Below are 12,604 nucleotides of genomic sequence, written 5' to 3'. Positions count from 1 at the left end.
CGCACACCGTCAGTCGCACTGGCGGGAGCACAATTTCAGAGTTTGCCGGTCAGGTATTGTGCCTCACCGTCGGCGAAGCTCCAGTCGCCTTTGTCATTGGTGATAAAGCTGATCATCAAATCGTTGCCCTGCACGCCGCAGCTCTCCCGCAGTTCACGCGCCAGTTCGGCCATAAAATGCTGTTTCTGTTCGCTGCTGCGCGGGCTGGTGTAGACCCGCACCATCACCAGATTATCGCTGCGGCTGAACCCCAGTCCGGTGTCCTGAAACACCATCTGATAACGCTTGTTTTCCTGAACAATCTGGTAGCGATCGCGCTCAGGCACCTGAAAGGCGGTGAGGACGGCACGGTGTGCCGCATCCAGCAGCGTACGCAGTTCTGATTCTGAACGACCCTGAATAACATCAAATTGCAGCAGTGGCATTGGCGGTTCCTCGCGGTAAAAAGGATATCTGTTGCGACTATAGTGACCGCTTTATCCGCCGGGAAAAAGCGGGTAGCCTGAACTGATTATTCACAATATTGAACAATGAAAATGAAAGAGCTGAAGACCGATGCGCTGTGGGATCACCTGCACTGGCTGACGGTGCTGGCGGAGCAGGGCAGCTTTACCCGTGCCGCAGATCGCCTTGACGTCAGCAAAGCGGCGATGAGTCAGAAAATCAAAGAGCTGGAGCAGATGGCGGGCGTGCTGCTGGTTCAGCGCACCACCCGCAGCGTGCGGCTGACCGCGGCGGGTGAAAAGCTGGTGGAGGAGCTGCGCGAGCCGTTTGCCCGCATCGAGCAGAGCTTTTTCAGCGTACGTGACACCGCCGGTCCGGTGCGTGGACGGGTACGGGTCACCGCGCCGGTCGCCTTTGCCCGTCAGCAACTGGTGCCGCTTATCGGCGAGTTTCTGCGTGACTATCCGCAGGTTCGCCTGCAGCTGGACGTCACCGATCGCATTGTGTCGCTGAGCAGTGAAGGGTTTGATCTGGCGATACGCCACAGCGACCGGCTGCCGGAAACCCATGTGGCGCTGCCGCTGTGTGATACACGCACGCTGCTGGTGGCCTCACCGGCCTATCTGGCCGCGCACGGGCTGCCGGTGGTACCACAGGATCTGGCCCGGCATAACTGCCTGTACTATCCACGCGGGGTGGAATCACCACGCTGGAGCTTTGTGAGCGACGGTGATGATGAGCGGATTCAGGTGCGGATTCAGGGCTGTTTTGCCACCAATAACAGTGAGTCGATCCGTGATGCGGCGCTACAGGGATTAGGCATTGCGATGCTGCCCGACTTCAGCGCCAGCGCGGCGCTGAAGGACGGTTCACTGCAACAGGTGCTGCCAGAATGGCAGGCGGTCGAGGCGTTCGCCGCCCGCCTGTGGATAGTGCGGCCCTGGGCGGCACAGGTGCCGCGCGCCGTCACCACCTTTGCTCACTGGTTACGCGCGCGCTTTGACGCTTAGCGGCAGCGTCAGCGCCGGTGCGGTCTGCTGCATCATCTCACCCATCAGGCTGCGGCGATTATACAATCCCAGCCGCAGATTAAAGTCGAGATGCAGCCGCTCGTTACCGGTCAGTTTAATGATCGGGGGTGGCGTTTGCGGTCGTTGCTGAAACAGCACGGAATGGGCGAAGGCGCTGCTGCTGTCGGCATGAAGACGTTGATAATAGTAGGCGTTGGCCTCGCCTTTACGCAGGTAGAGATTGGCGCGACGGTATTCGCGCATCGCCACCTGCTGTGCCAGCGACAGCAGCTGACGCGACGGATTATCCATATTCTGCACAATCATCGGGAAATCATCGCGCTTCTTCAGATCCTGAAAATAGTTCTGGATGCCGACATTTTTAACCGGCGCCAGCTGTTTCAGCCACTCGCGGATAAACAGGTTTTGTGGCGCAGCGGCGACAAACCAGCTTTCGAGCACCGGCGCGAGGAAGTTCAGGGTCGATTGTTCGCAGTAATAACCGATCACATCCATCGACCGCTCCTGATGAACACGATGCACCCAGCCGAGATCTTCAAACAGCAGGGTACTGCAATCAATGCCGATGCCGCCGTAGCGGTGGATCAGTTCAAGACGAATAATTTCACTTTTATGGGCCAGCGTCAGATCGGCAGTGATAAAGTCGAGATCGGGCAGCCACTGCGGCAGGGTATGCCGGGTAATCAGATAAACCTGGTGATCGGGATTATCCCGACGGATTTTACTGATATTCAGCGCCATTGAGGTGGGCAGCTGATCGTTATGCCAGTACATCCAGACAATCTTTGGAATCTCCGGCAGGCTTTTCTGCTGCGATATCAGCACCACATTCTCTTCCTGGCCCGGATCATATTCCGGAGCGCTAAAGAGGCCGTGTCGCTTTTTATTCCATAACATCTGACTACTGAATGATATTCTTTTCCAGTTGCGCCAGATCTTATGCGCAGGGCGTTGGCGATGTAAACTCATGGTGCACCTGTTGTTTTTATTTTCCCGTCATATTGCAGAAAGCGCGCCCGGTAATTAATGCGATAGCGGGGCGTTGCAGCCTGGCTGCAATTTCAATCAGTGCGGGAATTATTAAAGGGTTTCCCTGATGGCGGCGCAGTGAAAAAGCGCGCGATAGTTTCCTCACGGCTGTTTTAAATTGCACTGCACCTTTTTAATAAAACATTATTTAGCTATAAGCTATGTCTTTTTTCGACTTTCGGATAATACGGAAATAATCCGGTCAGCTGATGAATTTAATAGGTTAACCCGCCTTTATCATTTATTTCGCCTCGCCTGCATTGCCTGATAAGGAAATTCTGAATCACGCCGCCGGGGAATAGCCTGTGCCGTGGCCAGGTTGCCTTTCCGCTGCCGGATTGCGCTTAAACGGCTGCGTTAGCTCTGCTCATCAATCGCTCACAGCGTGTCGCGCGTTGACGATTGTCTACGCTTAAAAGGACCTTACTGAGAAAGGAGCGCGCATGCAGAGTGAATCTCACGGTTTACTGGCGGTGGATAAACAGGGCAACCGCGTCCTGTTTCTCAACCCGGAGACCTTTGCGGTACAGCGGGAACTTAATGCCTTTCCGCCGCGGCCGCACGAACTGGTGATGTTAACGGCGTGGGGCAAAGCCTATGTCCCGATTTACGGCGATGGCGTTCACGGTAACAATCCGCATCCGGGCCATAAAGTGGCGATTATTGATTTACAGCGCCGGGAGATCAGCGGCTTCATTGACCTGTCGCCGCTGCGGGCACCGCACAGCGGTCAGCTGGGCCGCGATGGCAAAGTTTATCTCTGCTGTGAGGAGAGTGCCGCGGTGGCGGTGATCGATCCCATCACTGACCAGCTGGAAAAAGTGATTCCGATCCCTTCCCATCAGGCGCATCGCCTGACGCTGTCGCCCAGCGGTCGCAAATTATTCACCGATAACGAAGAGGACGCGACCATCACGGTGGTCGATCTGTGCGAAGCGGAAGGGCGGATCATCGATACCATTCTGCTGCCGGGGCCGATTGCCGGTATCGCCGCGTCACCCAAACATCCTTACCTGGTAGCCAGTGCCGCCGATGCGCCGCTGCTCTACGTTATCGATCGGCAGAGCCATCGGATTCGTCAGCGGCTGGCGCTGCCGGGTCATCAGCGTTCATGTCAGGTGGTGCGGTTCAGCGCCGATGGTGAACTGCTGGTGGCGATAGGTGAGGGTGAGCCGGTGGTGACCCTGTTTGACGATCTGCTCAATCCGCTCGGCGATATTGCGGTTGGCAGTACGCCGATGGATGGCTGCTTCAGCCCTGACAAGCAGCTGTTACTGATTGCTAACCAGGGCGATGGCACGCTAAGCGTGATCGATCTGGCACAGCGGAAAGTGATTGCCACGCCGCGGGTAGGGACCGGGTGTGAAGTGCTGAGCTATTTTTCGCGCGATCAGATAAACGGCCGATGATAAATCGCCGAGCTCCAGTGGCGGCTGCTGGCATGTTTTTCCGCCTGCCAGCCGCGTTTGCGCAGCTCGCGGGCGATCATCTTATTCATGATGCCGTGCCCCAGCAGCAATACGGTTCCCTGTCGGGCATGTTCTATTAAGCGATCGGCGGCCAGCGAGGCGCGATGGCGTGCATGCCGCAGCGATTCCGACTGACCGGCGTAGCCACACAGCCACAAAACCCGCAGCAGCGCCAGCCAGAGCAGCGTCGGCAACTGGAGCTGGCTGCCAGGTAACAGCGGCACCGCGACCTCACTGAATAACGCATCAACCTCATGCGGCTGCAAACCGAGCTGGCTCAGTGACGAGCGGGCGCGGGGCAACGGGCTGCAAACCACCACCGTTGCCTGACGCGCGATGGAGAGGCTACGCGGCGGTGGACCGTCGCTGACCTGTGACAGATCGTAGGCTTCGCACCAGTCCGCCAGCGCCTGCACGTTGTGCCGTGGGCCAGGCGGATGGTCGGGCTTACCGTGTCGCATTAAAATAATCGTCATAACCTTCCTTCTCTCTCTTCACCTCAGGGTAAAGCATTGCCTGCGTTTGCCAATCCCCGCCACTTTTTTAAGAGAATGCTCAGGTTGTCATACTCAGGTAACAGCGCCGTGCGACAACAGGACGCGATGAAAGGGATCGCTTATCGATTTAGCTTAATGATAAGAGAAAATGCTACTTTACTGGTTGTGGTGTCTTTTTTTTGCGCAGGGTGATTAGTGTAACTGGCTGAATTTGCGATAAAAACGCCTGGTGACGCAACGTGATAATGAAATTTAGCTAACAAATTAGCTGAAGATCTATTGATTTATCTACGCGCGTAGATACACTATGTGCCCAGTGATTGCTCACGGTGCATGATGCACGGCAGGCGCCATTGATTGTGAAGTTACATTCGCTCCATTAAAGCGACTGGTCAAAAAAAGATCGGCGAAAACGAGCGAGGACAAGATTCCAACACCAGGGAATCCCTTAACCTTTCATCATGGTTAGTCATCCGAACGTCGCCACCGGGGGAGTTCCGCTTACAATCCGGGAACCGACCCATGGACGGGCGTTTATCGATCTGCATACTCATTCAGGGACCGGGTTATGACGGCACACAGCACCGTTAAGCAGCAGGCATCACAGCCTTCCACTTCAGCCGCCGACGAGCGGTTTAATACCCCTTCAGGCCGCAAAGATTTCTGGCGCGCCACTTTCTCATGCTGGTTAGGTACGGCAATGGAGTACGCGGATTTCGCGCTCTATGGCCTTGCCGCCGGCATTATTTTTGGTGACGTTTTCTTCCCGGAATCGACCCCGGCGATGGCGCTGCTCTCCAGCTTCGCGACCTGGTCGGTCGGCTTTATTGCCCGGCCGATTGGTGCGCTGTTCTTCGGCTGGCTCGGCGACCGCAAAGGGCGAAAGGTGGTGATGATTGCCACTATCATCCTGATGGGCGTCTCTACCACCTTTATCGGTTTAATCCCCAGCTATGCGTCGATTGGCGTCTGGGCACCCGCCTGTCTGGTGCTGCTGCGCTTCACGCAGGGCTTTGGTGCGGGTGCTGAACTCTCGGGCGGTACCGTAATGCTGGGCGAATATGCGCCGGTAGAACGTCGCGGCCTGATCTCGTCGGTGATCGCGCTCGGTTCCAACAGCGGTACGCTGCTGGCCTCGCTGGTCTGGCTGGTAGTGGTGCAGATGGATCAGCAAAGCCTGCTGGAGTGGGGCTGGCGTATCCCGTTCCTCAGCAGTGCTCTGATTGCGCTGGTGGCACTGTGGATTCGGCGTAACCTGCGTGAAACCCCGGTCTTTGAGCGTAAAAAAGCGCAGATGGCGGCGGAGCGTGCGGGCGTGATGGCGGCTCAGCCCGCGGTCGACTCGCGTCCTTTCTTTCAGCGCACCCGCGCCTTCTGGACCATGGTCGGCCTGCGTATCGGCGAAAATGGCCCTTCTTATCTGGCGCAGGGATTTATTGTTGGCTACGTCGCTAAGGTGTTGATGGTGGATAAATCGGTGCCGACCACCGCCGTTTTTCTGGCGTCGCTGCTAGGCTTTATCATTATCCCCTGTGCAGGCTGGCTGTCGGACCGTTTTGGCCGTCGGATAGTCTATCGCATGTTCTGCCTGCTGCTGATGGTCTATGCCTGGCCTGCCTTTACGCTGCTGGATAGCCGCGAACCGGCCTTGATCATTCCGGTGATTGTGGTCGGGATGGCGCTGGCATCGCTGGGCATTTATGGCGTGCAGGCGGCGTGGGGCGTAGAGATGTTCGGTGTCCATCATCGCTACACCAAAATGGCGTTCGCTAAAGAGCTGGGTTCGATTCTCTCTGGCGGCACCGCGCCGCTGGTGGCGGCAGCGATGCTCTCCTACAGCGGTCACTGGTGGCCGATTGCGGTCTACTTCTCGGTGATGGCCGCCATCGGGTTCTTCACCACCTTTGTGGCGCCAGAGACGCGAGGGCGGGATCTCAATCTGCCCGATGATGCGATATAGCCGGGACAATAAAAAAGTGCAGCAGGCCGTGTAATACGGCCTGCTTTGTTTAGGGAGGAAAGGGATGTGGCTAAGTCGTTAACAGGAAAAGTCACCCGCAGTGAGGTCGCGAAAGCGGCAGGCACCTCGGTGGCGGTGGTCAGTTATGTGATTAATAACGGTCCACGTCCGGTTGCCGATGCGACACGTCAGCGGGTGCTGGCTGCGATTCAGGCGACCGGATACCGGCCCAATGCCGCAGCGCGCGCACTGGCCTCCGGAAATACCAAAACCTTTGGTCTGGTGGTTCCCAACATCAGCAACCCGTTTGTGGCCTCGATGGCCCACGTCCTGCTTCAGGAGTCACTTAATCACGGTCATGTGATGCTGCTGGGCGATGCGGGCGATGACCGCAAGCGCGAGCTGGAGTTGATTCAGGGGTTGCTGAACCGGCAGGTCGATGGGCTGTTTTATAACAGCGTCGATCGTCATCCCTACATTGAGATGATCACAGCCAGCGGTACGCCGCTGGTGATGCTGGAACGGGTAGAGCCGCAGCCGGGCGTCAGTATGCTGCGGGTCAATGAGCGTCAGGCCGCCTGGCAGGTGACCTCACACCTGTTGAGCCACGGTTATCAGCAGGTGGGAATGATCAGCGGCCCGACAGAGATGCTCAATGCGCAGGATCGGATTCAGGGCTGGCGTGACGCGATGCAGGATCGCGGCCTGGCGATTGATGAAGCGCTGATCTTTCCGGCCAGCTATAGCCGTCAGGGCGGTTACGCCGCGGCTCAGACCATGATTGCACGTCGTTGCGTACCGCGTGCGCTGTTTACCAGTAATGAAGGTCAGGCCCTGGGCGCACTGCGCGCCTTCTCCGAACATCAGATCCGCGTCCCGCAGGATGTGGCTCTGGTCTGCTTCAACGGCACTGAACACGCTGCCTTTCACGTTCCGACATTAACCACGGTGCGCCAGCCGCTGCGTGAGATGGCGCGTTGCGCTATCCGGATGCTGAAAGAGGGGCATGACGAAGCACAACTGGAAGAGTTTCCACACTATCTTGAAATCGGTGAATCCTGCGGCTGTAAGCCGCAAAGCCAGAGTTAACCTGACAAATCCATGAAAAGAATCATTATTGACTGCGATCCCGGCAACGGCATCGCGGGTGCTAACACCGATGACGGGCTGGCGATTGCGCTGGCTCTGGCCTCTCCTGCACTGTCGCTGGAGTTGATCACCACCGTGGCGGGTAATACGCCCTGTGAGGTGGGGACGCGCGTCGCCAAAGATCTGGTCACCCGGCTGGGATTGCCCATTCCGGTGGTTCAGGGCGCGCCGCGCGCCCTGCTGGAAGATCCGGTGCCGTGGCGGGAGGTGCTGGATGATCGGGTCACCGCGTCTGGTCTCAGCGCGCTGTGGCAGGATGTGCGTCAGCCGGCCGATCTACCGGCAGAGGCGGGCGAGGCGGCTGACGCCATCGGCAAACTGATTTGCGACAATCCGGGCGAGATTACGCTGGTGGCGATTGGTCCGCTGACCAATGTGGCGCTGGCGATGCAGCGTTATCCGGCAATGGCGGAATCGGTGGCGGAGATTGTGATCATGGGCGGGGTATTCGCGCTGGATGATTACATCAAAGACACCAATTTTGGTCTCGATCCGGAAGCGGCGCATCAGGTGTTGCACAGCGGCGCAACCCTGACGCTGGTGCCGATGGATGTCACGACCCAGACTCTGCTGACTCAGCAGGATCTGACCCGCCTGACCGCCGTAGATCATCCGCTGACCCACTTTGTGCGCGACACGCTGCGGCCGTGGATCGACTATTCGATGCAGACCCGTCATCTGGCCGGCTGCTGGATTCATGATGCACTGGTGATCGCCTGGCTGCTGAATCAGCGGGTGGCCTCCGGCATCGATTATCGGGTCGATATCGAACTGCGGGCCGGGCCGACGCGCGGCAAAAGCTGGCGTTACCGTCAGCCGCTGCGCGTGACGACCGGCATCCCGGAAAACTGTGGTGCGTTAGTCCATGTACTCCATCGCGTTGATAACGCGCAGCTGCTCTCGATCATCGAGCAGGCGTTTCATCGCCTGACAGCCTGAAAATCGGGGCGAAACCCGCCCCGTAATGCCGCTGTACCCCCTTTCTGACACGCTTATTTACAGCCTGAAGCAGCGGCTGACAATTGCGTAGCACGCTAACCTTTCTGACATGATATATACAAGTGGTTAACAAATTCGCAACCATACTGCGGGTTGCGCTAACCCCTTTCCGGCCACTGTGCCGAAGCCGCTCAGACAGGATAGTGACATGCTTAACTGGACCCCGACCCAGCGAAACGTGGCCTTTGCCAGTTTTGCCAGCTGGACGCTGGATGCTTTCGACTTCTTTATTCTGGTTTTTGTGCTCAGCGATCTGGCGCACTATTTTCACACCTCGGTTTCCGAGGTCTCGCTGGCAATTATGCTGACGCTGGCGGTACGGCCAATCGGGGCGCTGCTGTTTGGTCGCCTGGCGGAGCGCTATGGCCGTAAGCCGATTCTGATGCTGAATATTGTGCTGTTTTCACTGTTCGAACTGCTCTCCGCCTGGTCACCGACCTTTGGCGCGTTTCTGGCATTCCGGGTGATTTACGGCGTGGCGATGGGCGGGATCTGGGGCGTGGCCTCTTCGCTGGCGATGGAAACCATTCCGGATCGCTCTCGCGGGCTGATGTCCGGCATTTTCCAGGCGGGTTATCCCTGTGGCTATCTGCTGGCGTCGATCGTCTTTGGCCTGTTCTTCGCTACCGTTGGCTGGCGGGGAATGTTCCTGATTGGCGCGATGCCGATTCTGCTGCTGCCGTTTATCTACTTTAAGGTGCCGGAATCGCCAGTCTGGCTGGCGGCACGGCAAAGTAAAACCAGCTCGGCGCTGATGCCGATCATTCGCCAGCACTGGAAAATCTGTCTCTACATGGTGCTGCTGATGGCCTGCTTTAACTTTTTCAGCCACGGTACCCAGGATCTCTATCCTACGTTCCTTAAAGTGCAGCACCAGTTTGATGCCCATACCGTCAGCATTATCGCCATCGGCTACAACATCGCGGCGATGCTGGGCGGCATCTGCTTCGGCTCACTGTCGGAACGTATCGGCCGTAAAAAGGCGATTATTCTGGCGTCACTCCTGACATTGCCGATTTTACCGCTGTGGGCTTTTTCCAGCGGCTCCTGGGCAATCGGCATTGGCGCTTTCCTGATGCAGTTTATGGTGCAGGGCGCGTGGGGCGTGGTACCGACCTACCTGACCGAACTGGTACCCGCTAACGCGCGCGCCGTGTTGCCAGGCTTTGTTTATCAGCTGGGGAATCTGATCGCCTCCGTCAACGCCACGCTGCAGTCGCGCATTGCAGAAGCGCACGGCGGCAATTACGGACTCGGCATGGCGATGGTGGCGGGTACGGTGGCGGTGCTGATCTGCCTGTTAGTGGCATTCGGCCGCGAAACACGCGGCATCGAAATTTCCGGCGCGGTGGCCCGACAGCCCGATTAACGCGCTTCGCAGACGTCAATCCATCGGGCGGCGGTCAGTTCAGCCATCTGTTGCGGGCTGATGCGCACCGCGCTATGGATGGCGCCTGCCGCGGGCAGCACCTCGTCAAAACTGCGCAGCGATACATCGCAGTAAACGGTCAGCGGATTTTCCAGCCCGAACGGGCAGACGCCGCCGACCGGATGGCCGGTCCAGTTAATCACCTCATCGACGCTGAGCATCCGCGCTTTGGCGCCCAGCGCCGCTTTCAGCTTGCGGTTATCCAGCCGGGCGTCACCGCGGGTCACGATTAGCACCACTTCATCTTTCACCTTTAACGACAGGGTTTTGGCGATCTGACCCGGCGTGACGCCGTGGGCGCGGGCGGCCAGCTCAACCGTCGCGGTGCTTTCGGCCAACTCAATAATTTCAATTTCAGGGGCGTGTTCGGCAAAGAACTGGCGGACTGACTCCAGGCTCATCTTTCTCTCCAGGCTGATCGAAGGCGTAGAAATTGCCACAAGCCTTCGGGCCTGTAAACGAGATTAGCGGAGATTCCGTGACAGAATGCGTCGCGATCAGCTGCTGCTTAATGTGCAGTTGCCGCACTGCGCCACATCGGGAATGCGATAACGCTGGCAGCAGCTGCGACGAACCAGTTCGCCGTTGCGGGGGATCATGGTGCGGTAGAGCGGATTATCACTGCCATCCAGCAGCCGCTGGTTGAAGAACAGCGCCTGTTCCAGCTGCGCCACCTGCTGCTCGCCAATCTGACTTTTCAGCTCACCGAGAAACCACTGAAACGAAAAACCCATGTTGTTCCAGATCAGTCTGGCATTGATGTCGCCGTGGCGGGTGATGCTGTTGACCACCGGAATCAGATGCTGCTGAATCAGCCGATCGAGGCGCTGCTGTGCATTAAGATAGTGCGCATCGTCATCTTCCTGTACCGCAATCCAGAACGCGGCGGGATGACCCTGCTGAAACTCAACCCGGATCTGTTCAGGCGAGCAGTCGAGCGCGCGCGACTCCTGCAGTAAGGCTATCATCAGCGGCGGCAGCAACAGGCCAAAATACCACTGCGCCCACAGTGACAGCACCGGCTTTGCTTCCCGCACGGCATCAGGATGATCGCGATAGAGATAGTCGCTGTAGCGCTGAATCAGTGGGGTGAAGGTGGCGGTTTGTGACCATTCGGCGAGCGTCAGGCAATCGGGCGGGGCAGGCCGATCGAGCTTAATCGACTGCTGCAGGTAGTCGGGCTGTTGTAATAGCCGCTGCTGCAAACTTTCCGCCAGCGAACCATCGTGTTGCCGGAAGATTATCGACTGCGTGCTAAAGCGATTTTCCTGTGCGGTTACGGTTGCCATGTCGACTCGCGAAAAGGGTAGATAAGAAAGCAAATGATAATCGTTATTGATTCACTCTACAAGCTGTGCAAAACAACAGCAAGTGATAGCCGGTAACAGGGAGTAAAAATTAAGTCAGGAATAAGAACTAATAGAATGAAAAATGGCGGGTCGTTGCGCCGACACGATAATAGCCGGTTCCGGCGCAGAATATTACGCCCGTTCAGTGGACGGCAGGTGTTGAGCTTTAGGCAAATCTTCCCAGGCCAGAATGGTATTTCTTCCCTGATTTTTGGCCACATATAATGCGCGGTCCGCATTCGCCACCGCCTGGTCAAATTCATTATCATAAATAGGCGCAATACCGGCGCTGATGGTGACATGGGTCGAGACTTTTTCGTTAAAGCGATGAGGGATTTCTAAATCAACCACATACTGACGAATCCGCTCTGCCAGTTTCATCGCAATGGAACTGTTAACGTTGGTCATTAATACCAGAAACTCTTCGCCGCCATAGCGGGTCACCACATCACGCGAACGCACCGCATCACGAATCGCCACCGAGACCCGCGCCAGCGCCTGGTCACCCATCGCATGACCATAATTATCGTTGTAGGCTTTAAAATGATCGATATCTAGCAGCAGCACATAATGACTGCCTGCATGGTTTTCCAGAATATTGTCGAGCCGGTTTTTCAGCCCGCGGCGGTTATACAGGCCGGTGAGCGGATCGAGCATACTGAGGTCGCTGAAGGCCTCTTTCTCCTGATAGAGCTGGTGCATCAGGCGCAGGGTAAAGTTATCGGCGCGGCGGCGCATCAGGTGCTGGAGCGAGAAACCGATCAGCGGCAGCGCGATGTTGAGCAGGATCAGCGGCAGATGTTCACCCTTGTCCAGCAGCAACACGGTTAACACCGGCGGCGTGATATGCAGGCAAAAGGCCAGCAGATGATCGCTGAGGGCAATGGCGCTGATAAAAAAGACGCTGAGCAAACTGATAATCAGAAAACCGCCATCAAAATAAAAGATTTGATTAAAGCGATAGTTAATGTGCCAGGCCCACAGTACGCCCAGTATAAAGGCAACCGGATTTAATAGCGGTAATTGTACTTTAGGGCGAATTAAGCAAAGGCATAAAATGGCGCTGCTAAAGATAGCCACCAATATTACCGGTAACGTCATTTCACTCTGCTTTATCGGCGTCAGACAAAATAGCGAGATAACAGCGTTAAGGAACAACAAAAGCATGAGCGAAAGTCGATATTTGCTGTGTTTCAGCTCTTCATAAGAGTGTAATTTCATTATAAATACTCGTTACGGCCCTGAAAT

Annotated in this window: 12 protein-coding genes; 6 read left to right on the top strand and 6 right to left on the bottom strand. The window is 56.8% G+C overall.

Annotated elements, in window-relative coordinates:
• Nucleotides 1-35: 35 nt before the first annotated feature.
• A complete protein-coding gene (locus LZU96_RS17425) occupies nucleotides 36-425 on the bottom strand; it encodes a tautomerase family protein (RefSeq protein ID WP_233985386.1) in 390 nt (129 codons plus the stop codon).
• A 111-nt stretch (nucleotides 426-536) separates the two neighbouring features.
• Between LZU96_RS17425 and LZU96_RS17420 the strand changes: the two genes are divergently transcribed.
• Entirely contained in the window at nucleotides 537-1,454 is a 918-nt protein-coding gene (locus LZU96_RS17420; RefSeq protein ID WP_233985385.1) for a LysR family transcriptional regulator, read from the top strand.
• On the opposite strand, the gene LZU96_RS17415 is transcribed toward LZU96_RS17420, so the two are convergent.
• On the bottom strand, nucleotides 1,431-2,444 hold the full coding sequence (locus tag LZU96_RS17415; RefSeq protein WP_316044366.1) for a capsular polysaccharide synthesis protein: 1,014 nt from the start codon (nucleotides 2,442-2,444) through the stop codon (nucleotides 1,431-1,433). The genes LZU96_RS17420 and LZU96_RS17415 overlap by 24 nt on opposite strands.
• Nucleotides 2,445-2,947: 503 nt before the next feature.
• On the opposite strand from LZU96_RS17415, the gene LZU96_RS17410 reads away from it, so the two are divergent.
• Nucleotides 2,948-3,913 (top strand): WD40 repeat domain-containing protein, encoded by a 966-nt coding sequence (locus LZU96_RS17410; protein WP_233985383.1) that lies wholly within the window; start codon nucleotides 2,948-2,950, stop codon nucleotides 3,911-3,913.
• Here the strand turns inward: LZU96_RS17410 and LZU96_RS17405 are convergent.
• On the bottom strand, nucleotides 3,895-4,449 hold the full coding sequence (locus LZU96_RS17405; protein WP_233985382.1) for a histidine phosphatase family protein: 555 nt from the start codon (nucleotides 4,447-4,449) through the stop codon (nucleotides 3,895-3,897). The two genes, LZU96_RS17410 and LZU96_RS17405, sit on opposite strands and share 19 nt — an antisense overlap.
• Before the next feature lie 589 nt (nucleotides 4,450-5,038).
• Here LZU96_RS17405 and LZU96_RS17400 point away from each other — a divergent pair.
• The 4 genes from LZU96_RS17400 (at nucleotide 5,039) to LZU96_RS17385 (ending at nucleotide 9,947) form a co-directional block, all read left to right on the top strand.
• Nucleotides 5,039-6,430 carry an MFS transporter gene (locus tag LZU96_RS17400; RefSeq protein ID WP_233985381.1) on the top strand — a complete coding sequence of 464 codons (1,392 nt, stop codon included), beginning with the start codon at nucleotides 5,039-5,041 and terminating at the stop codon, nucleotides 6,428-6,430.
• A gap of 66 nt (nucleotides 6,431-6,496) precedes the next feature.
• Complete coding sequence (locus LZU96_RS17395; RefSeq protein ID WP_233985380.1) at nucleotides 6,497-7,519, top strand: LacI family DNA-binding transcriptional regulator; 1,023 nt, start codon at nucleotides 6,497-6,499, stop codon at nucleotides 7,517-7,519.
• A 12-nt stretch (nucleotides 7,520-7,531) separates the two neighbouring features.
• Nucleotides 7,532-8,518, top strand: coding sequence for a nucleoside hydrolase (locus LZU96_RS17390; protein ID WP_233985379.1), 987 nt, complete (start codon nucleotides 7,532-7,534; stop codon nucleotides 8,516-8,518).
• Between the two features lie 208 nt (nucleotides 8,519-8,726).
• Nucleotides 8,727-9,947: an MFS transporter gene (locus tag LZU96_RS17385; RefSeq protein ID WP_233985378.1), complete on the top strand. Its 1,221-nt coding sequence runs from the start codon at nucleotides 8,727-8,729 to the stop codon at nucleotides 9,945-9,947.
• Here LZU96_RS17385 and LZU96_RS17380 read toward each other — a convergent pair.
• The 3 genes from LZU96_RS17380 to LZU96_RS17370 all read right to left on the bottom strand — a co-directional run bounded on the left by LZU96_RS17380 (nucleotide 9,944) and on the right by LZU96_RS17370 (nucleotide 12,577).
• Nucleotides 9,944-10,408 (bottom strand): YbaK/EbsC family protein, encoded by a 465-nt coding sequence (locus LZU96_RS17380; RefSeq protein WP_233985377.1) that lies wholly within the window; start codon nucleotides 10,406-10,408, stop codon nucleotides 9,944-9,946. The two genes, LZU96_RS17385 and LZU96_RS17380, sit on opposite strands and share 4 nt — an antisense overlap.
• 96 nt (nucleotides 10,409-10,504) lie before the next feature.
• The gene (gene fhuF / locus LZU96_RS17375) at nucleotides 10,505-11,296 is read right to left on the bottom strand and encodes a siderophore-iron reductase FhuF (RefSeq protein WP_233985376.1); all 792 of its coding nucleotides are present in this window, start codon (nucleotides 11,294-11,296) and stop codon (nucleotides 10,505-10,507) included.
• Nucleotides 11,297-11,488: 192 nt separating this feature from the next.
• Nucleotides 11,489-12,577 carry a GGDEF domain-containing protein gene (locus LZU96_RS17370; RefSeq protein ID WP_233985375.1) on the bottom strand — a complete coding sequence of 363 codons (1,089 nt, stop codon included), beginning with the start codon at nucleotides 12,575-12,577 and terminating at the stop codon, nucleotides 11,489-11,491.
• Between the last annotated feature and the right edge of the window lie 27 nt (nucleotides 12,578-12,604).

The sequence above is a fragment of the Pantoea agglomerans genome (genome assembly GCF_021397715.1).
In the GTDB taxonomy this organism is placed as follows: domain Bacteria; phylum Pseudomonadota; class Gammaproteobacteria; order Enterobacterales; family Enterobacteriaceae; genus Pantoea; species Pantoea astica.
This window is presented reverse-complemented; position numbering and strand designations above follow the sequence as displayed.